Origin of the sequence: Tropicimonas sp. IMCC34011 (assembly GCF_003390865.1) — a bacterium.
Classification (GTDB): domain Bacteria; phylum Pseudomonadota; class Alphaproteobacteria; order Rhodobacterales; family Rhodobacteraceae; genus Tropicimonas_B.
In genome coordinates this window covers 245,357-272,043 of the sequence record NZ_QMEJ01000004.1, presented here as the reverse complement: position 1 = coordinate 272,043, position 26,687 = coordinate 245,357, and the positions used below count along the sequence as shown (strand labels likewise).

Here is a 26,687-nt window from a genome sequence, read left to right as displayed (position 1 = left end):
CAGGCAACGCGGGGCTAGTCAGCGGGGCGAAAGCTCACGCGCTCGCCGACAGGTGATCTAGCCGGCGACAGGGGGCGGCCGTCGAGGCGATTAGCCTCCGGTCCCCATCGATCCGACCTCGGCCAGGAGGGCACGGGCGTCCTCGCCGTTCCAGTCGGCGATGCCGGAGAGCCGGCCGATCTCGCGTCCCGACCCGTCCAGGATGATTGTCAGGGGAAGCTGGCGGACGCCGGCGGTGCGGGACAGGACTTGGTCGGCATCGAGAAGGACGGGCAGATCGCCCGCGCCCGTCTCGGAGAGGAAGCGCTCGACGGCCGGCGGGGCGTTCCGTCCGCTCGCGACCGTGACGACAGCGACGTTGCCGGCGCTTTCGGGATCGGCGGCGAGGGCGGCGAGGGACGGCATCTCCTCCCGGCAGGGCGCGCACCATGTGGCCCAGAAGTTCAGCAGGACCGGACGGCCGGACCAGTCGGACAGGCGTGCCGTGCCACCATCGAGGCGCGCGACCTCGGCTTCGGGCGCCAGCGCCTCGGGTGTCCCCTCGGGGCGTTCGATGCCGTCCATGTCCCCTGTCAGGAGCGCGGACACATCTGCCGAGCCCGTGTTTGCCATGACCGCCGCCAGAATGTAGATCGTGGCCGATAGCGCATGCCTCATGCGGTTCCTCGCCTCATTTTTCCAGTTTCGGAGCGCCCATGTCCGGTCCCGACCTCGATCCCGCCAACGGCACCCCGCCCAAGGCCGCCAACCAGATGTGGGGCGGCCGGTTCTCCAGCGGGCCCGACGCCATCATGGAAGCGATCAACGCCTCGATCTCTTATGATCAGAGGCTCGCCGCGCAGGACGTCGAAGGCTCGCGCGCCCATGCCGCGATGCTCGCGGCCCAGGGCATCATCAGCGATAGCGACGCCACCGCGATCCGGGAAGGTCTTCTCACGGTGTTGTCAGAGATCGAGGAGGGCAAGCTCGCCTTCTCCGCCGCACTCGAAGACATCCACATGAATGTCGAGGCGCGCCTGAAGGACCTGATCGGCGAGCCCGCCGGCCGGCTCCACACCGCCCGCAGCCGCAACGATCAGGTGGCGACCGATTTCCGTCTCTGGGTCCGGGACCAGTGCGACGCCGCCATCGAGGGGCTGCGCGCCGTCCAGCGCGCGCTGCTGGGGCAGGCGGAGGCCGGGGCGGACTGGGTGATGCCCGGGTTTACCCATCTTCAGACCGCTCAGCCGGTCACCTGGGGCCACCACATGCTGGCCTATGTCGAGATGCTGGGCCGCGATGCGGGCCGCTTTGCGGATGCGCGCGCCCGGATGAACGAGTGCCCGCTCGGCGCCGCCGCCCTCGCCGGGACCTCCTTCCCGATCGATCGGCATGCCACGGCCGAGGCCCTCGGCTTCGACCGGCCCTGCGCCAACTCGCTCGACGCCGTGTCCGACCGGGATTTCGCGCTGGAGTTCCTCGGCGCCGCCTCGATTTCGGCGATGCACCTGTCGCGGCTGGCCGAGGAGCTGGTGATCTGGTCCTCCGCGCAGTTCCGGTTCGTGACCATGTCGGATCGCTGGTCCACCGGCTCCTCGATCATGCCGCAGAAGAAGAACCCGGATGCCGCCGAGCTCCTGCGGGCCAAGATCGGCCGCATCGTCGGTGCGAACGTGGCGCTTCTGACGGTGATGAAGGGGCTGCCGCTCGCCTATTCGAAGGACATGCAGGAAGACAAGGAGCAGGTCTTCGACGCGGCGGACAACTACCTGCTGTCGCTCTCGGCCATGTCCGGAATGGTCGCCGACATGACGGCGAACAGAGAGTCCCTCGAAGCGGCGGCCTCGGCCGGCTTCTCCACCGCCACGGACCTCGCCGACTGGCTCGTGCGCGAGGCCGGCCTGCCGTTCCGGGATGCGCACCATGTGACCGGCTCCCTCGTCGCACTTGCAGAGAAGGGGGGCTGCGGACTGGAGGATCTCTCGCTGGACGCGATGAAGGAGGTCGATCCGCGGATCGACGCCGGGGTTTTCGACGTACTAAGCGTCGCCAGCTCCGTGGCCAGCCGGACCTCCTATGGGGGCACCTCGCCGGAACGGGTGCGGGAGCAGGTGGCGCTCTGGTCGGAGCGGATTGGATGAGGGGCGCAGCGCTTTTCCTCGTGCTGGGGCTGGCCGCCTGCGGCGTCGGCGGTGAGCCGGAGCGGCCGGGTGGCAGCGGAGCGTTCGAGCCCCCGGCGATCCAGAACGGGATCGAGCCCGGCGTGTCTTCCCCCTCCATCACCCGGCCGGACGTGATCGAGGTCGGTGTGGACGAGACGCCCTCGTGAAGATTGCCCGGATGCGCTGCCCTCCCTTGAGCGGCGGGGCAGCGCGTCCGGTCTGGCCTCGGAAGGATGCACCATGAGCCGACTTGTCTGCATCGCCCTGATCCTCGCGCTCGCCGGCTGCGGTGGCGCCGGGGCACCCAGAAACGATCCGTTCGGAGCGAAGCGGGATCCCGTCTCCGTTTCCGGGACGGTGAAGGCCGGCTATGCCAGCGAGCGGCCGGGCTTTGGCGGCGGTCTGGTCACCGGCGGGGATGTCATCGTCTCGATGACGCCCTGAGCAGTGTCACGCCCGGTCTATCGGCCCGGCATGGCCCATCGCACGGTCGGTCCCGTCGGTCAGTTCGTCGAGGTCCGCTTCGAGCCTCGCCCGGAGGACCTCCATCTCCGCGGGATCTGTGCGCCGCCCGATCTCGCCCCATCTCTTCCAGACCATGCGGCCGGCGCCGCCGGGCTTCGGCACGATGAGCCGGTCCCACGAGGGCAGGGTGGAGTATCTTTCCACGGAATAGCTCCACATGAAGATCGGCGCGCCGGTCACGCGTGCCCAGTCGACCGCGACGGACGACATCCGGCGTGCAGGGCCGACCGGTCCGTCGCAGGCGATGCCGAAGGAGGCGCCGGCCCGCGCGGCGCGGGCGAGCGTGAGCGTGCCGCGATCGTTGCGGCGAGTGTCGTGCATCCGGACGGTGTCCCAGCCGAAGCGTCCGAGCACGCCGCCGACGATCCGCCCGGGCCGCTGATGCGAGGTGACGGACCAGATCGGTCCCCAGCTACGGTCCCACATCCAGGGCGTCATCGCGAGGCGACCGTGCCATACCGCGAAGATCACCGGCCCCGCCGTGGCGGCCTCGTGCAGCGCGTCCCATCCCTCCAGCGTCCAATCCGTCCGGGCGTGGGCGCGCCGGAGGCGACGGGCGATGAGCGCCTCCGCCGAACCGAGAACCGCGCGGCTGTCGGCCAGCGCCTCGGCCTTGCGGCGGATCCAGGTGGGGCGTCGTTTCGCCATGATCTCGTGCTCCTTCGCTGCGGCGCCTGAATAGGAGTGCGCGGCGCGCGTTGCCAGAGGGCGCGGGCCCCGCTAGGAACGGCGCCGCCGACCCCGCATCCAGACCCAGCGAGCCCTTCATGGACCATTTCCTCTACCGCGACGGCGTTCTTCATGCCGAGGACGTGCCCCTGACGGACATCGCCAGGTCTGTCGGCACGCCGTTCTACTGCTACAGCACCGCCACGCTGACCCGGCATTTCAGGCTGTTTCAGGAGGCGCTGGAAGGGACGGACCACCTCGTCTGCTTCGCCGTGAAGGCGAACGGCAACGTCGCCATCCTGCGCACCCTCGCCGCGCTCGGCGCCGGGATGGACGTGGTGTCGGCCGGCGAATACGCCAGGGCGAAGGCGGCGGGCGTGCCCGGCGAGCGGATCGTCTTCTCCGGCGTCGGCAAGACGCCAGAGGAGATGCGTGCCGCGCTGGAAGGCGGGATCCGCCAGTTCAACGTGGAGAGCGAGCCCGAGCTGGAGGTCCTCTCCGCCGTTGCAGCGGGGCTCGGGACGACCGCGCCGATTGCGCTCCGGATCAACCCGGACGTGGACGCCGGAACCCATGACAAGATCTCCACCGGCCGGAAGGAAGACAAGTTCGGCATCCCCGTCGGCCATGCCCGCCGGGTCTATGCCCGCGCCGCCGCCTTGCCCGGAATCGAGGTCGTGGGTGTGGACGTTCACATCGGCAGCCAGCTCACTGACCTCCAGCCCTTCGAAGCGGCGTTCGGCAAGGTAGCAGAGCTGACCGAGGCGCTCCGCGAGGACGGCCACGACATCCGCCGGCTGGACCTCGGCGGCGGCCTCGGCATTCCCTATACGCGCAGCAACGCCGCGCCGCCGCTCCCGCTCGATTACGGAGCGATGATCAAGCGGACGCTCGGTCACCTCGGCTGCGAGATCGAGATCGAGCCGGGCCGCCTCATCGTCGGAAATGCGGGTGTTCTGGTCTCCTCGGTCATCTACGAGAAGGCCGGCGAGGGGCGGGACTTCCTGATCCTCGATGCTGCGATGAACGACCTTCTGCGCCCCGCGATGTACGGCGCGCATCACGATATCGTTCCGGTGAAGGAGCCTCTCCCCGGCGGTCCGACCGCGCAGAAGGACATCGTCGGTCCGGTCTGCGAAAGCGGCGATACCTTCGCCAAGGCGCGCGAGATGCCGCCGGTGGCGGCCGGCGATCTTCTCGCCTTCCGCTCGGCCGGAGCCTACGGCGCTTCGATGTCGTCGGAGTACAACGGGCGTCCGCTGGTGCCGGAGGTTCTCGTCAACGGCGATCAATTCGCCGTCATTCGGGCCCGCCCCTCGTTTGACGAAATGATCTCCCGCGATAACGTGCCGGAGTGGCTGGAGGACTGATCCCTCGGCCGCGCCCGCGCCGCCCGGTGGGCTGATATCCGGGACAGGCCCAGACGCAGGATCCGTGCCATGACCTCCGACCGCCAGAGCCCGGAGACGGGACATGCCGGCCCGGCAAGCCCCGAGACGGATCGCGCCCGCGCCGAGGCAACGCGCCGCCTGACACGTCCGCTGCGGCTGACACGCCTCGGCATGGTGGCCGAGCGGGGTGTCCGTGCGTTCTGGCCGGTCTGGGCGCTGCTCCTCCTCGCCGTGGCCCTGCTCGCATTCGGGGTGCACGACATGGTGCCGCCGGTCTGGGCACTCATCGGTGGGTTCGTTTGGGCGGCTGCCATCATCGGTTTGGGCCTCTGGGGGGCCTTCCGCTTCAGGATGCCGTCCCGCGCCGAAGCCGTGCGCCGTCTCGATGCGACGATGCCGGGCCGGCCGATCCAGGCTCTGACGGACCTTCAGGCGGTGGGCGCGGCCGATGGCGGATCCGCTGCCGTCTGGGCCGCGCATGTGCGGCGCATGGCGGAGCGCGCCGGAACCGCGCGCGCGCCGAGACCCGACCTCGCCCTTGCCTCGCGCGATCCCTACGCGCTCCGCTACGTCGCCCTTCTCGCCGCGGTGATGGCGCTGCTCTTCGGCTCGATCTGGCGGGCGGCCAGCGTCGGGGAGATTGCGGGACAGGCCGGCCCCGGCGCCGCGCTCGCTTCCGGTCCCGCCTGGGAAGGCTGGATTGAGCCGCCTGCCTATACGGGTCGTCCCGATCTTTATCTCGTGGATCAGCCCGAAGGCGCGTTGCGCGTCCCCGAAGGCAGCCGCGTGACCATCCGTCTCTACGGCGCGCCGGGCGACCTCGATGTCTACGAGACGATCTCCGGCCCCGCCCCCTACGACGCCGACGAGACCGCGCCGCCCGAGGAGATGACCGCCCGGTCCTTCGATGTCATCGACGACGGTATCCTCTCCATCGAAGGCGATGGCGGGCGGGAATGGGACATCGTCCTGATCCCGGACGAGGCGCCGCAGGTCGCCTTCGACGGCACGATGAGCCGCGAGGCGAGCGGCGAGATGAGCCAGCCCTTCGCCGCCTCCGACGATTACGGCGTGGTGTCAGGCCGCGCCCGGATCGCGCTCGACCTGCCCGAGCTGACACGGCGCCACGGTCTCGCTGCCGATCCCGAGGAGCGGGAGCCGATCACGGTCGATCTGCCGATGACTATTTCCGGCGACCGCACGGAATTCACCGAGGCGCTGGTCGACGATTTCTCGAAGCATCCCTGGTCAGGTCTTCCGGTCGAGATCACGCTGGAGGTGAGCGACGCCGCCGGCCAGGCCGGCGAGACGGAGGAGCCGCTGGAGGTCCGTCTTCCGGGCCGGCGCTTCTTCCAGCCGGTCGCGGCTGCGCTGATCGAACAGCGGCGGGACCTGCTCTGGACCCGGCAGAACGCCCCGCGCGTGGCGCAGGTGCTGCGCGCCGTGAGCTATGAGCCCGATGACGTCATGCCGGACAGTTCGAGCTACCTGCGCCTGCGCACGCTGATCCGCCGCCTCGAACAGGGCAGTGCGGAGGGCGAACTTGACGACGCGGCCCGCGACGAGATTGCCGAGGAGCTCTGGTCGCTGGCGCTCAAGCTGGAGGAAGGGTCGCTCGCGGATGCCCTCGAACGGCTTCGCCGGGCGCAGGATCGCGTGTCCGAGGCGATCCGAAACGGCGCCTCCGAGGAGGAGATCGCCGAGCTCATGGACGAGATGCGGCAGGCGCTGGACGAGTACATGCGTCAGCTTGCCCAGCAGCAGGATCCATCGCAACAGGATCAGCAGCAGGCCGAGAACACCATGGAGATGTCGGGCGATCAGCTTCAGCAGATGCTCGACCGGCTTCAGGAGCTCATGGAGGAGGGGCGGACCGCAGAAGCCGCCCGCCTCCTGGAGCAGCTCAGCCGGATGATGGAGAACATGCAGGTCACGCAAGGCCCAGGTCAGGGCCAGCAGCCCGGGCAGCAGGCGATGGACGACCTCGCCGAGACGCTGCGGGACCAGCAGGGCCTGTCCGACGACGCCTTCCAGAACCTGCAGGAGCAGTTCGGCCAGGGTCAGCAGCAGCCGGGACAGCCCGGTCAGCAGGGCCAGCAGCCGGGACAGCCGGGGCAGGGTCAGCAAGGGCAGGGCCAGCAGCCGGGACAGCAGCCGGGGCAGCCCGGGCAGAACCAGCAAGGACAGGGCCAGCCGGGGCAGGGCGCCGCGCCGTCCGCCGAGGATCTCGCCCAGAGGCAGAGGGACCTGCGGCGGGAGCTGGAGCGGCAGCAAGGCGGCCTGCCCGGCGCCGGAACCGAGGAGGGGCAGCGCGCCCGCGACAGCCTCGGGCGCGCCGGCGAGGCGATGGACCGCGCCGAGCAGGCCCTCCGGCAGGACGACCTCGCCGGCGCCATCGACGAGCAGGCGCAGGCGATGGAAGAACTGCGGCAGGGGATGCGCGATCTCGGCGAGGCGATGGCGCAGCAGCAGCGCCAGCAGCAGGGCCAGCAGGGGCAGGCGACGGGACAGGCGGGGCCGGACGGCCAGCGCGATCCCCTCGGCCGGGACCGCGGCGCGGACGGGCCGCTCGGGACCGACGAGAACCTTCTTCAGGGGGAGGACGTTTATCGCCGGGCCGAGGAGCTCCTCGACGAAATCCGCCGCCGCTCCGCCGATCAGGGGCGCCCGGAAGCCGAACGTGATTACCTGGAGCGCCTTCTGGAGCGGTTCTGAACGGCTTCGCAAGGCGCCCTCTACGCCAACGAAAAAGGCCGCGCCCAATCTGGCGCGGCCTTTTATGGTTCCGGACGAAGGGTGCGGCTCAGGGCTGCTCGTCCTCATCCTCGTCGTCATTGTTTTCCGGCAGGTTGAAGAAGCTGTCCGCATCGACGGGCTTCTCGTTCTCGTCTTCCTCGTCACGCGGATCGCCGGTCAGCGTGAAGGTCTCGAGGCCGGAGATCGAGGAGGGGATCTTCGGTTCGGCCGGATCGGACAGGCTCTGCTCGGTGGAGACGAGACGGCGACGCTCGTCATCCGACATGACGGCGCCTTCGGCTGCCCGTTTCTGCGCGGCCTTCTGAACCGCTGCATCGAGTTCGGACTGCTTGCAGAGGCCGAGCGCCACGGGATCGATCGGCTGGATGTTCTGGATATTCCAGTGGGTCCGCTCCCGGATCGCCTGGATCGTCGGCTTGGTGGTGCCGATGAGCTTGGAGACCTGCGCGTCCGTCAGTTCGGGGTGGAACTTCACCAGCCACAGGATCGACGCCGGACGATCCTGGCGCTTCGACAGCGGCGTGTAGCGCGGCCCGCGGCGCTTCTCTTCGCCGACGGCGGCCGCGTTGTACTTCAGCTTCAGCTTGTGAAGCGGATCCTTCTCCGCCTTGTCGATCTCGTCCTGGGTGAGCTGATTGTTCGCCACAGGATCGAAGCCCTTCACCCCGGCCGCGACGTCGCCATCGGCAATGCCCTGGATCTCGAGCTCGTGCAGGCCGCAGAAATCCGCGATCTGCTTGAAGCCGATCGTCGTGTTGTCCACGAGCCAGACCGCGGTGGCCTTCGCCATCAGGGGCTTCGTCATGTCATCATCTCCTTGACCAAAGGTCGCACAAGCCTTCCCCGTCGCCGGGCGGCCGGCGGCGCCCGGATGCGGGCGCGGTCCTCGTTTTCGGGGATTGGGCGCGATATAGTCCCGATTGCCTCGAAAGGAAAGATCCCATGTCGATGAGCCGCCTGATCCTTGCCCTTTGCCTCGTCCTGCCCGGCGCCGCCGCCGAGGGGGAGCAGCCGGGACGCTTCGATTACTACGTCATGGCCCTGTCCTGGTCGCCCAACTGGTGCGCGGCCGAGGGGCAGGGGGCCCAGCAGTGCGGGCAGGGACTGGACTGGGTCCTGCACGGGCTCTGGCCGCAGAACGAGCGGGGCTGGCCGAGCTATTGCGCCGGGCCGCAATCGCCCCCCTCCCGTGCCCAGACCCGCGCCATGGCGGACATCATGGGCACCGCCGGGTCCGCGTTCTACCAGTGGAAGAAGCACGGCACCTGCGCCGGCCTGTCCGCTGCCGACTACTTCGACGCGGCGCGTGAGGGGTATGACAGCGTCACCCGCCCCGCGATCTTCCGCCAGCTCCCGCGCGAGATGGAGCTTGCGGCCTCCGTCGTGGAAGAGGCGTGGCTCGAGGCGAACCCGGATCTGGAGGCGGACGGGCTGACAGTGACCTGCAAGGCAGGGGCGATACAGGAGGTCCGGATCTGCCTGACGAAAGAGCTGGAGCCGAGGCGCTGCGGGGCGGATGTCATTCGGGATTGCACATTGTCGGATGCCGTGATGCAGCCCGTGGAGTGAGCGCTCGGTCGACTGCCGCAAGGGCAGGGGTGCTGTCCGACGAGAGCCCGACAGGTGCCGCATTCCGGCCCTGATCCTTGCCTAGCCTGCCCCCGATACGAACCGCCAGGACCCCCGCCCCATGCTTCGCGTACTTGTCGCCTGTCTCTTTCTCGCCGGCCAGGCAGTCTCGGCGGATACTACCCTCAGGGAGCTTGCCACGGCGGATGACGGGAAGGGATGGGAGGCGGTCGGACGGATCGATCTCGGCGGCAAGGGCTCCTTCTGCACCGGCGCGCTCATCGCGGCGGATCTGGTCCTGACCGCGGCGCACTGCCTCTTCGACAGTCGCAGTGGCGCGCGCATCCCGGACGGCGAGATCGAGTTCATGGCCGGCCTCCGGAACGGGCGGGCGGAGGCGTATCGCGGGGTGCGGCGTTCGACGGTTCCGAAAGATTACGATTACCTCGACAAGGGCAGCATTCATCGGGTCTCCCGCGATATCGCGCTGCTCCTGCTCGACCAGCCGATCCAGTTGCCGTCGATCCGGCCGTTCCCGCCGGCGATGGGATTGACCATCGGAACCGAGGTCGGCGTCGTCTCCTATGCGGCAGGGCGGGAGGCCGCACCGTCCCTGCAGGAGGTCTGCGAGGTGCTGGACGCGGCGGGGGGCGTCGCCATGCTGTCCTGCGCCGTCGATTTCGGGGCCTCCGGCGCCCCTGTCTTCGTGCTCGGGCCCGGTGGCCCGCAGGTGGCGTTCGTGGTGTCGGCAAAGGCGGAATCGGACGGCCGGAAGGTCGCGCTTGCCAGCGATCTGGGAGCGACGCTGCATGGGCTCAAGCGCAGCATAGAGATCAATCCGACGGGCGCCATGAACGCCGGAAGCGCTTTCGTCACCGGGGCGAAACGCATCCGCCCCTGACACTTTCGCGGCCACTTCACGACCTCGTAACCGGGGGCCGGCGAGGCTCTTGAACGGCCGCAAGCGATCCCCATATCAGCCGCGTCCGGATGCCGCTTCAGGGTCCGGGCGACGAACCAGACGGCGCTCGTCCGAAGAGGAGGGCGCCAGCATGACACATCGCTTACGAGGATGAATCCTATGCGTACCTACGACCTTGCCCCGCTCTACCGCGCCACCGTCGGCTTCGACCGCGTCGCCGATCTGATGGACCGTGTCCTGAGCGCCGATGTCTCCCAGCAGACCTACCCGCCATACAACATCGAGAAGACCGACGAGAACGCCTATCGGATCTCCGTCGCCGTCGCCGGGTTCTCCGCCGACGATCTCAATGTCGAGGTGAGGGACAGCGCGCTCATCGTCTCCGCCCGCAGGGTGGAGGACGAGAAGGAGACGTCCCGCACCTACCTTCATCGCGGCATCGCGACGCGCGCCTTCGAGCGCCGCTTCGCCCTCGCTGACCACGTCCGCGTCACCGGGGCCGATCACGTCGACGGAATGCTGCATATCGATCTCGTCCGCGAAGTCCCCGAAGCGCTGAAGCCCCGTCGCATCGCGATCGGCGGATCCAGCTCGATCGAAGGGCAGAGCTCCCGGACGACCGAGACCGCCGAGGTCTAACTTGCCCGAGTAGTGCCTTCGGCGGGAGCGCGCGGCCCCTTGGGTCGCGCGCTTACCCCACCAGATAGCTGCCCTCGTCGTCAGGGAGCAGGCAGCAGGATCAGAGGACGTGACTCCGGCCCGTCCTCCTCAATATTCGATCAGGCGTCGTCGTTCGAGAGAGACAGGTAGGCGCTGGCGACGTTAAAGGCCGCGTTGGCGAGCATCCGGCGCTGTTCTGACCGAAGCTGGGACTGGGTCTCGATCACGCTGCGCACTGCCTCGTTGATATGCCCAAGGTGGTTGTCGATCCTCTCTCGCGTCACGTCCTGCGCCAGCTCGAACTGTGAGCCGATGAAGTAGATCGGCGTCCCTTCCCGGTTCTGAAGGGCCTGCATGAAAAGAAGGTTGTCGAAGATCTCGCCGTTCTTGCGTCGGTTCTTCAGGACGACCTGACAATTTGTGCCTGCGGCCAGCGCCTCGTTCAGCTCGGCGCGCGCGGCGGCGTTGTCCAGATCGCTTTGCAGGAAGCGGCAGTTGCGGCCGACCACTTCGTCCCGGGAGTAGCCGCAGATATCGAGAAAGCTCTGGTTGGCGAGAATGAGCGGGACGTCCTCGCGCCGTGTGTCCGCGAGGGTCAGCGCGATGGGGGAGCGATCGAACATCTCGCTCACTCTTGCGAGAGCCGGGTCGAACCCATTCTGCTTGCTCTGTTCGTCCATTCGGAGGACACCATATCTATGTCGAACGCGACGATGAACGTTAAGGCCATGACTCGAGACCCGCAAGCAACCGCGCCATGAAGGATGTGAGCCCGGATCCCGCAGAGGAAGTCGACAGCAACGTCCCGCTGATCGTCGGTATCGGTGCGTCCGCCGGTGGGCTCGAGGCGTTCCAGGAGGTTCTTCGGGGCCTTCCCGAGCGGCATGATCTCGCGCTCGTTCTCGTCCAGCATCTCGACCCGGATCACGAAAGTCTCCTTCCCGAACTGCTGTCCCGTCAGACGAATACGCCGGTTCATTCGGTGACGGATGGCGTGGTTGTGGAGCCGGGGCAGGTCTATCTCATTCCGCCCAATGCTCGCATGATGCTTCGGGACGGTCGGCTTCACCTTCAGACGTTCGAGAGCCCCCGCGGTCTCCGCCGGCCCATCGACGAGTTCTTCCAGTCGCTCGCGAGCGAGGCGCGGGACCGGTCCGTCGGGATCGTCCTGTCTGGAACGGGCAGCGACGGCAGTACCGGCGTCAAGGCGATCAAGGAGTCCGGCGGCCTCGTCTTCGTGCAGGATCCGAAGCAGGCGAAGTATGACGGGATGCCGCGCGCGGCGATGTCCACGGGCGCCGTGGATCTCGTCCTGCCGACCTCCGAGATGATCGACGTGGTCAACGACTATTACGACCGGCGCACCGGCGTCGAGCCGTCGTTGCGGAACGATGCCCAGTTCGTCTCCAGGGTCGTGCGCCATGTCCGCTACCGGACCGGGCACGATTTCACGGACTACAAGCAGGGGACGCTCCTGCGCCGACTCGCCGTGCGGATGTCCGTCCTCGGCATCACGCGACCCGAAGATTACCTGCGCACCCTGATCGACCACAAATCCGAAGCGTCCCGGCTTGTGAAGGACCTTCTGATCAACGTGACGTCCTTCTTCCGCGATCCGGATGCCTTCCGGCAGATCGAGGAGGAGATCATTCCGGCCATCCTCGATGGCAAGGGGCCGTCCGACGAGGTCCGCATCTGGGTGCCGGGCTGCTCCACGGGGCAGGAAGCCTATTCCCTCGCCATCCTCTTCGCGGAAGCGGCCGAGCTGCGTGATATCGCGCCGCACATCTCCGTCTTCGCGACCGATATCGACGAGGATGCGCTGGCCGAGGCGCGCGCCGGAATCTACTCGAGCGCCATCGCCGAGGAGATGAGCCGGGAGCGGCTCGAGAACTTCTTCCGGCCTCATCGCAGCGGGTTCGAGGTGCGCTCGGGGCTGCGGGACATGGTCCGTTTCTCGGTGCAGTCCCTCGTGCGCGATCCGCCGTTCAGCCGGGTCGACCTGCTGTCCTGCCGGAACGTGACGATCTACTTCAACGAGAACCTCCAGTCGCAGGCCTCTCGCGTCTTCCAGTATGCCGTGCGCCCCGAGGGATTTCTCTTCATCGGGCCGTCCGAGATGCTGCCCGACCTGCCGGAGGCCTTCAGCGAGCGGAGGGGCAGCGGCCGCGTTTTTCAAAGGCAGAACACGCCAGCCCTGCCTTTGTCCCTGCCGCGGACCGCATCGCGCCCGCCGGAGGCCGTCCGGGAGCCGGAGCGCGCCGAGGGGGCGCAGCCGGGCGCGCGCGAGCGGCGACTGCTGGAGCGGCACGTTCCGCCGCATGTTCTCATCGATGCGAGCGACAACGTCACCTATTCCTCCGACGGGGCCGAGCGCTTCCTGATGATGCGGGCGGGCGCGACGCGGACGGGAATCCTCTCCCTCATCCGTCCGGAGCTCGAAGGCACGGTACGCCGCCTCCTCAACTCCGCCGTGAAGAGTGATGATGCGCCGCCTTGCAAGGAATTCGAGGGGGAGGTCGCGGGGGAGGCCGTCCGGCTTCTGCTCACCCTAGAGACGCTGGACCGGGGCCTCCGGATGCTCGTCCTGCGGGATTCGCTCGACGTCATCGGCAGACCGGAACCGGAGAGCGCGGCGGAGGACACGACCGACGCGGCCTATGTCCGCGGGCTCGAGATCCAGCTCGACGAGGCGCGGGAGACGATCCGGACGACGGTGGAGGAGCTCGAGACATCGAACGAGGAGCTGAAGAGCTCCAACGAAGAAATGATGTCGATGAACGAGGAGCTTCAGTCCGCGAACGAGGAGCTGTCCACGGTAAACGAGGAGCTGAAGAACAAGCTTTCCGAACTCAACCAGGCCAATACGGACCTGTCGAACTTCATCCGCTCGACGCGGATTCCGACGGTCTTCCTCGACGAGGCGCTCCGCCTGCGCTCCTTCACCGAGGAAAGCCGCGAGTTCTTCCGCTTCGTGGAGACCGACAAGGGCCGTACGATCGACGATATCGGCTCGGACCTCGATATCGACCGCGTCGCGGACATCTGCCGGTCGGTGATCGAAAGCGGCGAGCCGGACGAGCAGGAGATGCGGACGCGGGATGGCGCGCGCGATGTCGTGTTCCGCGCGCTGCCCTATCACGGGGAGGCGCCGGATCAGCAGTCCGGCGTCGTCTTCACTATGTCCGACGTGACCGATCTACACGCCCACCTGGCCGAGATCGATCGTCAGCGCGAGACGGCGCAGGCCAGCCTGACCGAGATCGAGGGGGTCTACCGCTCCAGTCCGCAGGCAATGGGACTCCTCGGTCCGGATTTCCGCCTTCTGCGCGCCAACGAACAGCTCGCCGCCCTTGCCGGGCGCAGCACCGACGCCTGCATCGGCGAGCGGCTCTCGGACCTGATCCCGAACCTCTGGCAGGACATGTCGGGGCCGGCGGACGAGGTCTTCGATACGAACAGGAGCGTGGTGGACGTCAAGATCCCCGACGCCCCCAGCGATGACGACGCGCGCAGCTGGCTCCTCGACTGCTATCCCGTCGCCGCGGCAGGCTCCGTCCGTGCCGTCGGCGTGACCCTGCGGGACATTTCCGAACTGACGCGACTCCAGACCGAGCTTCAGCGGGTCATGCGCGAGCTGCAGCACCGGGTGAAGAACATGCTGGCCAACGTGCTGGCCCTCGTGAACCGGGCGCGGGGAGAGGCGGTCGAAGACAAGGAGGTGTTCCGGACCCTCGCCATGCGGATCGAGGCGCTGTCGAACACCCACAAGCTCCTGACGACTGAGAACTGGGGCGCGGCGGAGCTGCATTCGGTCCTCGAGCCGGAGCTGACCTCCGTGTACGGGGCCGACCGCGCAACGCTCAAGGGGCCGCGCATGCGGCTCAATGCGCGCGCGACCCTCGCCGTCGGCATGGCGATCCACGAACTGGCCACGAATGCCGCGAAATACGGCGCGTTCTCACAGCCTGGCGGCAAGGTGAAGCTCTCATGGGTGAGGATCGACGAGGGCGACGGGGACATCATCCGCATGACATGGCGGGAGACGGGCGGTCCCACCGTGGAGCCGGCGGAAAAGCAGGGATTCGGCAGCCAGCTCATCGCCTCGACGATAGAGGGGGCGCTGGACGGAAACGTGACATTCGACTGGAACCCGGGCGGGCTGGTCTGCGTTCTGGAATTTGACTGTTATCATGCCAAAGATACGGGTTCATGACTGCTCAGCCAGCGATCCTCTACGTAGAAGACGAAATAATCATTGCCCTCGACACGGCGCAGACGCTGGAGGAGATGGGCTTTTCCAATGTCGTTGTTGCCCATACGCTGGACAAGGCGCGGCGCCTCGCGGCCGAGCAGTCGTTCGAGATTGCGCTTCTCGACATCAATCTCGGCGGTGGGGAGATAAGCCTCGACTTCGGGATCGAGCTGCGGGAGCGCGGGACCAACGTGATTTTCGCCAGCGGATACAACAGCGACGAGATGCGGCTTGAGAACCCCGGCTGCGAGTTCATCGAGAAACCGCTGACCCGGAAGACGATCCGGGATGCTGTGGTACGCGCCGAAAGCGCATCGCCTGTCGCCAGCGCCTGACACATCCCAAACAGGCATCAGAAAAACGGCCGCGCCGGTGAGGGCGCGGCCTTTTTTGGTAAGGCGGGAGTGGGGGACCCTCAGCTGTGGATCGCCCCGTCGCCGCAGGCCAGAGCCGCTTCGCGGACGGCTTCCGAATAGGTCGGGTGTGCGTGGCAGGTCCGCGCCAGATCCTCGGCCGCGGCGCCGAATTCCATCGCAACGCAGATCTCGTGGATCAGGTCGCCAGCCATCGGCCCGACGATATGGGCGCCGAGGATGCGATCGGTTTCCTTGTCCGCGAGGATCTTTACGAAACCGTCCGCGGCGAAGTTTGCCTTGGCCCGGCCGTTGCCCATGAAGGAGAACTTGCCGGCCTTGTAGGATCGGCCCTCCTCCTTCAGCATCTCCTCGGTCTGTCCTACGGAGGCGACTTCGGGGTGGGTGTAGATCACAGCGGGGATGACGCCGTAATTCACATGGCCCGCCTGTCCTGCGATGATCTCGGCCACGGCCATGCCCTCGTCCTCGGCCTTGTGGGCGAGCATCGGGCCGGAGACCACGTCCCCGATCGCGTAGATCCCGTCGACGCTGGACTTGTAGCCCTTGTCGATCTCGACCTGGCCGCGCTTGCTGATCGCAACGCCCAGCTCCTCGAGACCGAGGCCCTTCGTGACCGGCTTGCGGCCGGTCGAGACGAGGACGACATCCGCATCCTGCTCATGCTGGCTGTCGTCCTTGCGCAGCGTGTAGGAGACGGTCGCCTTGTTGTTCTTCGTCTCGACCTTGGTGACGCCGGCGCCGGTGATGATGTTCAGCCCCTGCTTGGACAGCAGCTTGGAGAACGTCTTGGTCACTTCCATGTCGAGGCCGGGGGTGATGTGGTCGAGATACTCGATCACGGTCACCTCGGCGCCGAGCCGGGAATAGACGGAGCCCATCTCGAGGCCGATCACGCCGCCGCCGACGACGATCATGCTCTTCGGGACCTTCGGCAGCTCGAGCGCGCCGGTGGAGGTGACGACGACCTTCTCGTCGATCTCGAACTCGGCGTTCGGGATGCCGGCGCTTTCGGAGCCCGACGCGATGACGATGTGCTTCGCCTCGTGGACCTCGTCGCCGACCTTGACCTTGCCGGCCTCGGGGATGGAGCCCCAGCCCTTCAACCAGTCCACCTTGTTCTTCTTGAAGAGGAACTCGATGCCCTTGGTGTTCTGCGCGATGACGTCGTCCTTGTAGGAGAGCATCTGCGGCCAGTCGACGGACGGGCTTTTGCCCTTCAGGCCCATCTTCGCGAAGTTGTGCTCCGCCTCGTGCAGCATTTCGGTGGCGTGCAGGAGAGCCTTGGACGGGATGCAGCCCACGTTCAGGCACGTGCCGCCAAGCGTATCGCGGCCTTCGACACATGCGGTCTTGAGGCCGAGCTGGGCACAGCGGATCGCGCAGACATAGCCGCCCGGGCCGGAGCCGATGATGATGACGTCGTAGCTAGCCATAGGTCAGATCCCTTCGGTCGTCTCGATGTTGCAGGGGGAGGAGGGGAGATGCACGCCCCCGATGCCCGTCCCGGCGGGCCCCCGCGGTGTATGGTTCGGAAGATGGAGCATCAGATCAGCGCGGCGACGTAAAGCGCCATCGTCGCAAAGAAGCCCGCCATCCAGATGATGCTGCGCCAGGGCCGCCACCCGGCGGCGTAGGCCGGAATGTAGAGAACGCGCGCGGCGAGGTAGATCCAGGCGAAGGACGTGGTCCAGACCGTGGATTGCCCGGTCAGCGAGATCACGATGGCGATCGGGGCGAAGAGGATCAGCGCCTCGAAATGGTTGTCGAACGCGCGCTTCATGCGGCCGGCAAGCGGCGACAGCTCACGGGTCGGTTCCCGGTCCCGCGCGCTCATGGTGTAGCCGGGGCCGAGATCGCGGTTCGCGGGGATCGCCATCAGGGCGAACTGGACGCCCTGAAGGAGCCCCGCCAGCACGAGGACGAAGAGTTCGGGTGTCATCATCGGGGCCTCCGGGGGCACGTTCGTTCAAGAGGGGCCGGCATCAGGCGCTGCAGCGGACCGGCGCCGCAAGGAGCGTTTGGGAATACGTCTGGCCCTGCTTTGCCGTCTGCGCCTCGATCTCCGCGCGGGAAGCACCGACCCACTCGCATCCGCGTTCCTGCCCGATGCTGCGCTTTGCGATCGCGATGCGATCGTCCAGCGAACGGGCTTCCTCGGGGTCGAACACGAAGAGATGCCACCGCGCGCCGTTCCCCGCCGTCTCAGTCGAGGCGAAGTGGCGCACGGAGACGTCCGCCCCGGGAGGGGCGGCGCAGGCGGCGAGGAGGGGCAGCGCGGCGATCAGTGCCGCGCCGCGCCCGCGCCCGCCCGATTTGGGTGCGGCAGTCCTCACAGGTCCATCAGCAGGCGGCGGGGATCCTCGAGCGCTTCCTTGACGCGGACGAGGAACGTCACGGCGCCCTTGCCGTCGACGATGCGGTGATCGTAGCTCAGCGCGAGGTACATCATCGGACGGATGACGATCTCGCCGTTCACGACCATGGGCCGCTCCTGGATCTTGTGCATCCCGAGGATGCCCGATTGCGGCGGGTTCAGGATCGGCGAGGACATCAGCGAGCCGTAGACGCCGCCGTTCGAGATCGTGAAGGTGCCGCCCTGCATGTCCGCCATGGAGAGCTTGCCGTCGCGGGCGCGCTTGCCCTTCTCGGCGATGGCCTTCTCGATCTCCGCGAAGGACATCGTGTCGGTGTTGCGGATGACCGGAACGACGAGGCCGGTGGGCGTGCCGGTGGCGATGCCCATGTGGACGAAGTTCTTGTAGATGACGTCCGTGCCGTCGATCTCGGCGTTGACCTCCGGGACCTCCTTCAGCGCGTGGCCGCAGGCCTTGGTGAAGAAGGACATGAAGCCGAGCCGCACGCCGTGCTTCTTCTCGAAGAGCTCCTTGTACTCCGAGCGCAGCGCCATGACCTCGGTCATGTCCACCTCGTTGTAGGTGGTCAGCATCGCGGCGGTGTTCTGCGCTTCCTTGAGGCGGCGGGCGATGGTCTGCCGCAGGCGGGTCATCTTCACCCGCTCCTCGCGATCGGCATCCTCGGCCGGGGCAGCGGCGCGGGGCGCCTGTTTGGCCTCGGGCTTCTCGGCGGGCTTGTTCAGCGCGTTCAGGACGTCTTCCTTCATCACGCGGCCGTCGCGGCCGGAGCCTTTGACATCGGAGGAGGAGAGGCCCTTCTCGGCCATCAGCTTCTTCGCGGACGGCGCATCCTCGACATCGCGATCCTTGCCGCCATCGGAGGAGGGGGCCGGCGCGGAGGAGCTCTTCTCGGCGGGGGCGCTCTTGGCCGGAGCAGCGCCGCCGGAGGTCAGGACAGCAAGCTTGGCGGACGCGTCGACGGTGGTGCCTTCTTCCGCCACGATCTCGCTCAGGACACCCGAAGCGGGCGCGGGCACCTCAACGGAGACCTTGTCCGTTTCCAGCTCGCACAGCATCTCGTCCTGGTTGACGCTGTCGCCGACCTTCTTGAACCAGGTCGCGACGGTTGCCTCGGAGACGCTTTCCCCCAGAGAGGGGACCATCACGTCCACGCTCTCGCCACCTTCGGAGCCGCCATCGCTCTCGGCAGCAACCTCTTCGGCAACCTCGCCGCCGCGCTCGGTGCCGGCACCGGAAGCGGTTTCCTGGGAGGATCCCTTCGGCGTCATCTCCTCGGGGCCGGCATTGCCTTCCTCGGCGATGTTGGCGAGGAGCGCATCGACGCCGACGGTGGCGCCTTCCTCGGCGACGATCTCCGCGAGCGTGCCCGCCGCGGGAGCCGGCACTTCGACCGTCACCTTGTCGGTTTCGAGCTCACACAGCATCTCGTCCTGCGCGACGGTGTCGCCCGGCTTCTTGAACCAGGTGGCGACGGTGGCCTCGGTGACGCTTTCGCCCAGTGTGGGGACGCGGACTTCGGTGCTCATGTCATTTCGTTCCTTCGATGGTCAGCGCCTCGTCGACGAGGGCGGCTTGCTGTGCCTTGTGCTGGCTGGCGAGGCCGGTGGCGGGGGAGGCCGCCGTGGACCGGCCGACGTAACGCGGGCGCCGGTAATCGGCCTTCACGCGGCCGAGCACCCATTCGAGATTGGGCTCGATGAAGCTCCAGGCGCCCTGGTTCTTCGGCTCTTCCTGGCACCAGACGATCTCGGCCTGCTTGAAGCGTTCCAGCTCCTTCACGAGGCTGAAGGCCGGGAAGGGATAGAACTGTTCGACGCGCATCAGATAGACGTCCTCGATGCCGCGGGAATCCCGTTCCTCAAGCAGGTCGTAGTACACCTTGCCGGAGCACAGGACGACACGCCGGATCTTCTCGTCCGGGACGAGCTGCGTTTCGGACAGGCCGCGCTTGTTGGTGTCCGCATCGTCCCAGAGGACGCGGTGGAAGGAGGAGCCGGTGGTGAAGTGCTCCGCCTTGTTAACCGCGAGCTTGTGGCGCAGCAGCGACTTCGGCGTCATCAGCACCAGCGGCTTGCGGTAGGAGCGGTGGAGCTGCCGGCGCAGGATGTGGAAGTAGTTCGCCGGGGTCGAGCAGTTGGCGACGATCCAGTTGTCCTGACCGCACATCTGCAGGAAGCGCTCGAGACGCGCGGAGGAGTGCTCCGGCCCCTGGCCCTCGTAGCCGTGCGGCAGGAGCATGACGAGGCCGGACATCCGCAGCCACTTGCTCTCGCCAGAGGAGATGAACTGGTCGAACATGATCTGGGCGCCGTTGGCGAAGTCCCCGAACTGAGCTTCCCAGAGTACCAGCGCGTTCGGCTCGGCGAGCGAGTAGCCGTATTCGAAGCCGAGCACCGCGTATTCGGACAGCATCGAGTCGATCACCTCGAAGCGCTGCTGCCCCTCGCGGATGTTGTTGAGCGGGTAGTAGCGCTCCTCGCTCTCCTGATCGACGAGGGCGGAATGCCGCTGGCTGAACGTGCCGCGGGTCGAATCCTGACCCGACAGCCGCACCGGGTAGCCCTCGGTGAGCAGCGAGCCGAACGCGAGCGCCTCGGCTGTGGCCCAGTCGAACCCCTCGCCGGTCTCGAACATCTGCGACTTCGCGTCGAGCAGACGCTGCACGGTCCGGTGCATCGTCAGATCCTTCGGCGGCGTGGTCAGGGCCTTGCCGATCTTCTGCATCGTCTCCGGCTTGATGGCTGTCTTGCCGCGCTGGTACTTCTCGCCCTGCGCGTCGAGGTGGGACCAGCGTCCGTCCAGCCAGTCCGCCTTGTTCGGGCGGAACTCCCGGCCAGCTTCGAACTCACCGTTCAGATAGGACTGGAAGGAGGCCTTCATGTCCTCGATCTCGCCCTCGGGGATGAGGCCGTCCTTCACCAACCGCTCGGTGTAGAGCGACAGGGTCGTCTTGTGACCCTTGATCGACTTGTACATCAGCGGGTTGGTGAACATGGGCTCGTCGCCCTCGTTGTGCCCGAACCGCCGGTAGCAGAAGATGTCGATCACGACGTCCTTGTTGAACTTCTGCCGGAACTCCGTCGCGACCTTCGCCGCGTGCACCACGGCCTCGGGGTCGTCTCCATTCACGTGGAAGATCGGCGCCTCGACCATCAGCGCGATATCCGTCGGGTAGGGGGACGAGCGGGAAAAGTGCGGCGCGGTGGTGAAGCCGATCTGGTTGTTCACGACGACATGGATCGTGCCGCCGGTGCGGTGACCGGTGAGGCCCGACAGGCCGAAGCACTCCGCCACGACGCCCTGACCGGCAAAGGCCGCATCGCCGTGCAGCAGGACCGGGATCACCGTGTCGCGGTCGCTGCCGAGCTGTGCCTGCTTGGCCCGTGCCTTGCCGAGGACGACGGGGTTCACCGCTTCCAGGTGCGAGGGGTTGGCGGTGAGCGAGATATGCACGCTATTGCCGTTGAATTCCCGGTCCGAGGAAGCGCCGAGATGGTACTTCACGTCGCCCGAACCTTCGACGTCATCGGGCTTGTAGCTGCCGCCCTGGAACTCGTTGAAGATCGCGCGGTAGGGCTTCTGCATCACCGTGGCGAGCACGCTGAGGCGACCGCGGTGGGGCATGCCGAAGACGATCTCCTTGGCCCCGAGCGCACCGCCGCGCTTGATGATTTGCTCCAGCGCCGGGATCAGGGCTTCGCCGCCGTCGAGGCCGAAGCGCTTGGTCCCCATGTACTTGACGTGCAGGAACTTCTCGAAGCCCTCGGCCTCCACGAGCTTGTTGAGGATCGCCCGGCGGCCTTCGCGGGTGAACTTGATTTCCTTGTCGAAGCCCTCGATCCGCTCCTTGAGCCAGGCGGCTTCCGCGGGGGCGGAGATGTGCATGTACTGGAGCGCGAAGGTGCCGCAATAGGTGCGGCGGACGATCTCGAGGATTTCGCGCATGGTCGCGACTTCGAGGCCGAGAACCTTGTCGATGAAGATCGGCCGGTCCATGTCCTCGTCGCGGAAGCCGTAGGACTTCGGATCGAGCTCGGGATGCGGCGTCTGGCTGCGCATGCCGAGCGGATCGAGATCGGCCACAAGGTGACCGCGGATCCGGTAGGCGCGGATGATCATCAGCGCACGGATGGAATCGAGGACGGCGCGCTTCACGGCCTCCTCGGTCACGGCGATGTTCTTCTCGGCGGCCTTGTCGCGGATCTTCTGCCCGGCACCGGCGATCTCGGGGGCGAGCGCCTCGCCCCATTCGCCCGTCAGGGCGGCGGTCAGGTCGTCATTCGGTTGCGGCGGCCAGTCGGCGCGGGCCCAGGAGGGGCCGTCCGCTTCGGACTTCACGTCTCCGTCCATGTCCCCGAGCGAGCGGAAGAACGTGGCCCAGGCCTCGTCCACCGATGCGGGATCGTCGGCGAAGCGGGCATAGAGCTGTTCGAGATATTCCGCGTTCTGCCCCTCCATGAAGGAGGAGGCGTGGAAGACGTCGTTTGAGGTCTGCTCGGTCATCTGGGGTCAGCTCCTGGGGCTGAGAAACGTCTCGCGACGATGGGGTGGCGCGCATGGATCCTGGCGGAGCGAGCGGTCGGGTGTCTGGATGAAATATGGGGATCCGGGCAGCCTGAGGCCACCCGGGATCTGCGTTGCGGAAGAGGGACGGCGACAGATCGCTGCCGGGACCGGCAGAGGGCGGGGCGTGGCCGAAGCCACGCCCGAGCCCGAGTATGCGACGCCGCCCGTCACCGATCTCAGCCGATGGCCTTCAGGACGGCTTCGCCGAGGCCCGCGGGGCTGTCGGCAACGACGATGCCGGCCTTCTGCATGGCCTCGATCTTGTCGTCGGCACCGCCCTTGCCACCGGCGACGATCGCACCGGCATGGCCCATGCGGCGACCCGGAGGCGCCGTGCGGCCGGCGATGAAACCGGCGGTCGGCTTCCAGCGGCCGTTCTTCTTTTCGTCCGCGAGGAACTGGGCGGCCTCTTCCTCGGCGGAGCCGCCGATCTCGCCGATCATGATGATCGCCTCGGTCTCGTCATCGGCGAGGAACCATTCGAGCACGTCGATGTGCTCGGTGCCCTTGATGGGGTCGCCGCCGATGCCGACGCAGGTGGACTGGCCAAGGCCGACATTGGTGGTCTGAAGCACCGCCTCATAGGTCAGCGTGCCCGAGCGGGACACGACGCCGACCTTGCCGCGCTTGTGGATGTGACCGGGCATGATGCCGATCTTGCAGGCGCCGGGGGTAATGACACCGGGGCAGTTTGGCCCGATCAGGGTGCTCTTGGAACCTTCCAGCGCGCGCTTCACCTTCATCATGTCGAGCACCGGGATGCCCTCGGTGATGCAGCAGATGAGCGGAATCTCGGCATCGATCGCCTCGAGGATCGAGTCGGCCGCGAACGGCGGCGGAACGTAGATCACGGAGGCGTTGGCCCCGGTGCGCTCGACGGCCTCGTGGCAGGAATCGAAGACCGGGAGGTCCAGATGCTCCTGTCCGCCTTTGCCGGGCGTGACGCCGCCGACCATCTTGGTGCCGTAGGCGATCGCCTGTTCCGTGTGGAAGGTGCCCTGCGAGCCGGTGAGGCCCTGGCAGATCACCTTGGTGTTTTCGTCAACGAGAATGGCCATCGGGGCCTCCTTCGTGGTGGCGGCGCGAAAGGCCGCCTCTTCGATTACCAGCAGGCCGCGCGCGGCCCGCACAATTCCATGTCGCCGGGGACTGTCCCGCCATGCCGGTGCCCTGAGGGGCTCCGGCCCGGCAATCAGCCCTTCACGGCCTTCACGACCTTCTCGGCAGCGTCCGACAGATCGTTCGCGGCGATGACGTCTAGGCCGGAATTGTTGATGATGGCCTCGCCCTTCTCGACGTTCGTGCCTTCGAGGCGGACGACGAGCGGAACCTTGAGACCGACTTCCTGAACCGCGGCAATAACGCCCTCGGCGATCACGTCGCAGCGCATGATGCCGCCGAAGATGTTCACCAGGATGCCTTTGACGTTCTCGTCGGAGGTGATGATCTTGAACGCTTCGGTCACCTTCTCCTTCGTCGCGCCGCCGCCCACATCGAGGAAGTTGGCGGGCTCCGCGCCCTTGAGCTTGATGATGTCCATTGTCGCCATGGCAAGGCCGGCGCCGTTCACCATGCAGCCGATCTCACCGTCGAGGGCGATGTAGTTGAGGTCGTACTTGGAGGCCTGCAGCTCCTTGCTGTCCTCCTCGGTCTCGTCGCGCAGGGCGGCGATGTCCGCATGGCGATAGAGCGCGTTGCCGTCGAAGCCCATCTTGGCGTCGAGGCACTTCAGGTCGCCCTTGTCGGTCACGATGAGCGGGTTGATCTCCAGCATCTCCATGTCCTTGTCCACGAAGAGCTTGTAGAGCGTGCCCATCAGCTTGACGCACTGCTTCGTCTGCTGACCGCTGAGGCCGAGCGCGAAGGCGATGCGGCGACCGTGATAGGGCTGGTAACCCGCGGCCGGATCAACGCTGAAGGAGAGGATTTTCTCGGGCGTCTTCGCCGCGACTTCCTCGATGTCCATGCCGCCCTCGGTGGAGCAGACGAAGGAGATGCGGGAGGTGGCGCGGTCGACCAGAAGCGCGAGGTAGAGCTCGGTCTCGATGTCCGAGCCGTCCTCGATGTAGATCCGGTTCACCTGCTTGCCGGCGTCGCCCGTCTGGTGCGTTACCAGCGTGCGGCCCAGCATCTTCTTCGCTTCCTCGGCAGCTTCCTCGACCGACTTCGCGAGGCGGACGCCGCCCTTCTCGCCAGCATCGGCTTCGGTGAAGTGGCCCTTCCCGCGGCCGCCGGCATGGATCTGTGCCTTCACGACCCAGAGGGGGCCGTCGAGTTCGCCAGCCGCGGTCTTGGCCTCTTCGGCCTTGAGAACGACGCGTCCGTCGCTGACCGGTGCGCCATAGTCGCGAAGCAGAGCCTTCGCCTGATATTCATGGATATTCACGAGACCATCCCGTCTTGCTGCGATTCAGACGTGCATTTGCACGCCGCTTGACCCAAGTCTAACGCGAAGAACGTAGGCGTCAGGTAAAAAGATGAAAAAAGCGACATACGTGATCACACGATTTCAGGGTGTGATCACAACGCTTCGGAATGCCGCCGGATCTTTCGGCAACGACCTGCCCGAGCGTGCGACTCATCTTCGGCGGGCACGTGACTGAAGCGCGCTGGGGCGTGGTTGCGACCGTACGGGAGCCGTCGGCACTCGTCCTTGCCTTCGTCGCCTGGCACCTCTCCCTCGGCGCCGAAGAGGTCAGGATCTTCCTCGACGATCCGGGCGACCCCGTCTTTGACGAACTCAGGCGCATCGACCGCTGCCATGTCATTCGCTGTGACGCGGAGTACTGGGAAGGGCGGCGGAAGCGGCAGCGTCCCCCTCTGCAATCCGTCCGGCAACTCGCCAATGCGACCTGGGCCTACAACCGCACCAAGGTCGACTGGCTCCTGCATATCGATGCGGACGAGTTCCTGTGGTTGGGGCGGCCTCTGACCGAGGAGCTGGCCGCACTCGGTCCGGACCACGGCTGGCTCAAGCTGCGGAACTGGGAGCGATGCTGGGGCGAGACGGACGAGGCCGGTTCGATCTTTTCGGGGCGATTCCGGAAGCCTTGCCGCAGCGTTCCGGAAGCCCGGATGCGGGAGATCTACGGTCCGATGCTGCCCTACCTCCAGGCCGGGTTCGCAGGCTATCCCGTCGGCAAGGGCCTCTCCCGGACCGGGCGGGGCTATCGTCTCAACGTTCACTCCCCGAAGGCGCCCGTCGAGGGCGGCTCTTCGATCGTGCCGCCCTTCCGCACGGCGAGCCATGCCGCGATCCTTCATTTCGACGGGCTGACCCCGATGCACTGGGCCGCCAAGACCTTGCGCTACGCGGAGGCTCCGGACGAAACGATCACGCTTCTGCTGCACAAGGAGCGCCAGCGGCAGGTCCGCCGCGTCAGGGACGGTTGCCGGACCCTGGGCGAGATCCTTGCCTTCCACGCCAGCCTCTTCGAATTGACCTCCGAGCAGGAGAAGGCGCTCGCAGGGGAAGGGCGGATCGCCGCGCCGCTGATCGACCCCGCCGCCGCGCTCGACCGTATCGGATTGCGGGACCGGGTCGATATTTCGGCGGCCGCGTTCGACGCCGCGCTCGGACCCGAGAACGAGGAACGGTTCGCGCGCCTCGGCTAGTCCGAGGAGCCCTTGCGTTTCCACCGCTTCCTGCGGGATCGCTCGAGTGAAAAGCGCAGGCCGCCCAGAACGCCGGTATCGGCGTAGGGCTTTATCTTGGCCACTTTCGGCGCACCGAGGTTGCGGTCATTCGCGACAAGCCGCTTGATATGCTCGTAGAGGCCGGGTCCCATATAGCCCGGTATGTTATGGATCTGCTGCGTGCCGTGGGTGATGTGCCAGCGCAGACGCCAATGGTGCAGGACCCGCGGCGCGGCATGGTTCTCGTTCATCGATTCCGCCATGCGGAACTCGACGAAATTGTACTCGGGCGGCAGGATCGCGAGCCGCAGCTTGGACAGGAACAGAAGCTCCCGCAGGACGGGTTGATCCTTGTCGAGCTTTTCTTCCTGCAGCGCGCGTTCGGTCTCTTCGATCAGAGCCAGCGTCTCCGGGCTCTTGCGCATTCCCATCAGGCCGCCGTTGATCTGCGGGAAAGCTGCCGGCAGCGGTCGGCGCCAAAGCGTGTTCGACCAGTCCGAATTGCGTCGCTGGTTGTGGCAGGCGGCGAAGTCGAATTCCTCCAGCACCTCGAAGATGTCCGAGATATCGGCGAGGAAATACATGTCAGCGTCGAGGTAGACGACGCGCTCGAACCGGGCGCGCCGCAACGCTTCGAACTTCGGGCGGAACCAGCTCATTTCCAGCTTGTGGACCTGATCGAAGATCCGGTCCGGCACCTCGGCATCGGTGTAGATGTCGATATTCGCGTCGGGTGCGACGGCGCGCAGCGTCTGCGCCGCGCGGGCGGCCAGTTGCGCGTATTCAGCGCCCGAAACGCCGAAGACGAAGCCTGTTCCCGTCGGGGCGATGGCGTCACTCATTG

Annotated in this window: 23 protein-coding genes; 11 read left to right on the top strand and 12 right to left on the bottom strand. The window is 66.9% G+C overall.

Going from position 1 to position 26,687, the window contains the following annotated elements; genetic code table 11:
- Positions 1-90: 90 nt before the first annotated feature.
- The gene (locus tag DQG15_RS13325) at positions 91-657 is read right to left on the bottom strand and encodes a TlpA disulfide reductase family protein (RefSeq protein ID WP_116085966.1); all 567 of its coding nucleotides are present in this window, start codon (positions 655-657) and stop codon (positions 91-93) included.
- A 38-nt stretch (positions 658-695) separates the two neighbouring features.
- On the opposite strand from DQG15_RS13325, the gene argH reads away from it, so the two are divergent.
- The 3 genes from argH (at position 696) to DQG15_RS13310 (ending at position 2,585) form a co-directional block, all read left to right on the top strand.
- Entirely contained in the window at positions 696-2,120 is a 1,425-nt protein-coding gene (gene argH / locus DQG15_RS13320; protein WP_232830846.1) for an argininosuccinate lyase, read from the top strand.
- Positions 2,117-2,308, top strand: coding sequence for a hypothetical protein (locus tag DQG15_RS13315; RefSeq protein ID WP_116085965.1), 192 nt, complete (start codon positions 2,117-2,119; stop codon positions 2,306-2,308). Before argH ends, DQG15_RS13315 begins: the two co-directional genes overlap by 4 nt.
- Before the next feature lie 73 nt (positions 2,309-2,381).
- On the top strand, positions 2,382-2,585 hold the full coding sequence (locus DQG15_RS13310; RefSeq protein WP_116085963.1) for a hypothetical protein: 204 nt from the start codon (positions 2,382-2,384) through the stop codon (positions 2,583-2,585).
- 6 nt (positions 2,586-2,591) lie between these two features.
- On the opposite strand, the gene DQG15_RS13305 is transcribed toward DQG15_RS13310, so the two are convergent.
- Positions 2,592-3,314, bottom strand: coding sequence for a lysophospholipid acyltransferase family protein (locus DQG15_RS13305; protein WP_116085961.1), 723 nt, complete (start codon positions 3,312-3,314; stop codon positions 2,592-2,594).
- Between the two features lie 119 nt (positions 3,315-3,433).
- On the opposite strand from DQG15_RS13305, the gene lysA reads away from it, so the two are divergent.
- Together lysA and DQG15_RS13295 are read left to right on the top strand one after the other, a co-directional pair.
- Positions 3,434-4,705 (top strand): diaminopimelate decarboxylase, encoded by a 1,272-nt coding sequence (gene lysA / locus DQG15_RS13300; protein WP_116085960.1) that lies wholly within the window; start codon positions 3,434-3,436, stop codon positions 4,703-4,705.
- Positions 4,706-4,774: 69 nt separating this feature from the next.
- Entirely contained in the window at positions 4,775-7,441 is a 2,667-nt protein-coding gene (locus DQG15_RS13295; protein WP_370454188.1) for a TIGR02302 family protein, read from the top strand.
- 88 nt (positions 7,442-7,529) lie between these two features.
- Here DQG15_RS13295 and DQG15_RS13290 read toward each other — a convergent pair whose 3' ends face one another.
- A complete protein-coding gene (locus DQG15_RS13290) occupies positions 7,530-8,288 on the bottom strand; it encodes a DUF1013 domain-containing protein (RefSeq protein ID WP_116085958.1) in 759 nt (252 codons plus the stop codon).
- 143 nt (positions 8,289-8,431) lie between these two features.
- On the opposite strand from DQG15_RS13290, the gene DQG15_RS13285 reads away from it, so the two are divergent.
- The 3 genes from DQG15_RS13285 to DQG15_RS13275 all read left to right on the top strand — a co-directional run bounded on the left by DQG15_RS13285 (position 8,432) and on the right by DQG15_RS13275 (position 10,613).
- The gene (locus DQG15_RS13285; protein WP_116086357.1) at positions 8,432-9,052 is read left to right on the top strand and encodes a ribonuclease T2; all 621 of its coding nucleotides are present in this window, start codon (positions 8,432-8,434) and stop codon (positions 9,050-9,052) included.
- Positions 9,053-9,173: 121 nt separating this feature from the next.
- Complete coding sequence (locus tag DQG15_RS13280) at positions 9,174-9,953, top strand: serine protease (RefSeq protein WP_116085956.1); 780 nt, start codon at positions 9,174-9,176, stop codon at positions 9,951-9,953.
- Positions 9,954-10,133: 180 nt separating this feature from the next.
- Positions 10,134-10,613 carry an Hsp20 family protein gene (locus DQG15_RS13275; protein ID WP_116085955.1) on the top strand — a complete coding sequence of 160 codons (480 nt, stop codon included), beginning with the start codon at positions 10,134-10,136 and terminating at the stop codon, positions 10,611-10,613.
- A gap of 140 nt (positions 10,614-10,753) precedes the next feature.
- Here the strand turns inward: DQG15_RS13275 and DQG15_RS13270 are convergent, their stop codons facing one another.
- Positions 10,754-11,314 (bottom strand): PAS domain-containing protein, encoded by a 561-nt coding sequence (locus tag DQG15_RS13270; RefSeq protein WP_116085953.1) that lies wholly within the window; start codon positions 11,312-11,314, stop codon positions 10,754-10,756.
- A gap of 77 nt (positions 11,315-11,391) precedes the next feature.
- Here DQG15_RS13270 and DQG15_RS13265 point away from each other — a divergent pair, with 77 nt between their 5' ends.
- The gene (locus DQG15_RS13265; RefSeq protein ID WP_116085951.1) at positions 11,392-14,850 is read left to right on the top strand and encodes a chemotaxis protein CheB; all 3,459 of its coding nucleotides are present in this window, start codon (positions 11,392-11,394) and stop codon (positions 14,848-14,850) included.
- Positions 14,847-15,224 (top strand): response regulator, encoded by a 378-nt coding sequence (locus DQG15_RS13260; RefSeq protein WP_116085950.1) that lies wholly within the window; start codon positions 14,847-14,849, stop codon positions 15,222-15,224. Before DQG15_RS13265 ends, DQG15_RS13260 begins: the two co-directional genes overlap by 4 nt.
- A gap of 80 nt (positions 15,225-15,304) precedes the next feature.
- On the opposite strand, the gene lpdA is transcribed toward DQG15_RS13260, so the two are convergent.
- From lpdA to sucC, 7 genes are all read right to left on the bottom strand, one after another.
- Complete coding sequence (lpdA, locus tag DQG15_RS13255; RefSeq protein WP_116085948.1) at positions 15,305-16,699, bottom strand: dihydrolipoyl dehydrogenase; 1,395 nt, start codon at positions 16,697-16,699, stop codon at positions 15,305-15,307.
- Positions 16,700-16,809: 110 nt separating this feature from the next.
- Positions 16,810-17,205, bottom strand: coding sequence for an MAPEG family protein (locus tag DQG15_RS13250; protein WP_116086355.1), 396 nt, complete (start codon positions 17,203-17,205; stop codon positions 16,810-16,812).
- A 43-nt stretch (positions 17,206-17,248) separates the two neighbouring features.
- Positions 17,249-17,599 (bottom strand): hypothetical protein, encoded by a 351-nt coding sequence (locus DQG15_RS13245; RefSeq protein WP_116085946.1) that lies wholly within the window; start codon positions 17,597-17,599, stop codon positions 17,249-17,251.
- A complete protein-coding gene (gene odhB, locus DQG15_RS13240) occupies positions 17,596-19,167 on the bottom strand; it encodes a 2-oxoglutarate dehydrogenase complex dihydrolipoyllysine-residue succinyltransferase (RefSeq protein WP_116085944.1) in 1,572 nt (523 codons plus the stop codon). Before odhB ends, DQG15_RS13245 begins: the two co-directional genes overlap by 4 nt.
- Position 19,168: 1 nt before the next feature.
- On the bottom strand, positions 19,169-22,144 hold the full coding sequence (locus DQG15_RS13235; protein ID WP_116085943.1) for a 2-oxoglutarate dehydrogenase E1 component: 2,976 nt from the start codon (positions 22,142-22,144) through the stop codon (positions 19,169-19,171).
- Positions 22,145-22,383: 239 nt separating this feature from the next.
- Positions 22,384-23,265: a succinate--CoA ligase subunit alpha gene (gene sucD / locus DQG15_RS13230; RefSeq protein ID WP_116086352.1), complete on the bottom strand. Its 882-nt coding sequence runs from the start codon at positions 23,263-23,265 to the stop codon at positions 22,384-22,386.
- A 134-nt stretch (positions 23,266-23,399) separates the two neighbouring features.
- On the bottom strand, positions 23,400-24,593 hold the full coding sequence (gene sucC, locus DQG15_RS13225; protein WP_116085941.1) for an ADP-forming succinate--CoA ligase subunit beta: 1,194 nt from the start codon (positions 24,591-24,593) through the stop codon (positions 23,400-23,402).
- A 185-nt stretch (positions 24,594-24,778) separates the two neighbouring features.
- Between sucC and DQG15_RS13220 the strand changes: the two genes are divergently transcribed.
- Positions 24,779-25,822, top strand: coding sequence for a glycosyltransferase family 2 protein (locus DQG15_RS13220; protein WP_157968994.1), 1,044 nt, complete (start codon positions 24,779-24,781; stop codon positions 25,820-25,822).
- Here the strand turns inward: DQG15_RS13220 and DQG15_RS13215 are convergent.
- The gene (locus tag DQG15_RS13215) at positions 25,819-26,685 is read right to left on the bottom strand and encodes a putative nucleotide-diphospho-sugar transferase (RefSeq protein ID WP_116085938.1); all 867 of its coding nucleotides are present in this window, start codon (positions 26,683-26,685) and stop codon (positions 25,819-25,821) included. The genes DQG15_RS13220 and DQG15_RS13215 overlap by 4 nt on opposite strands.
- Positions 26,686-26,687: the final 2 nt, after the last annotated feature.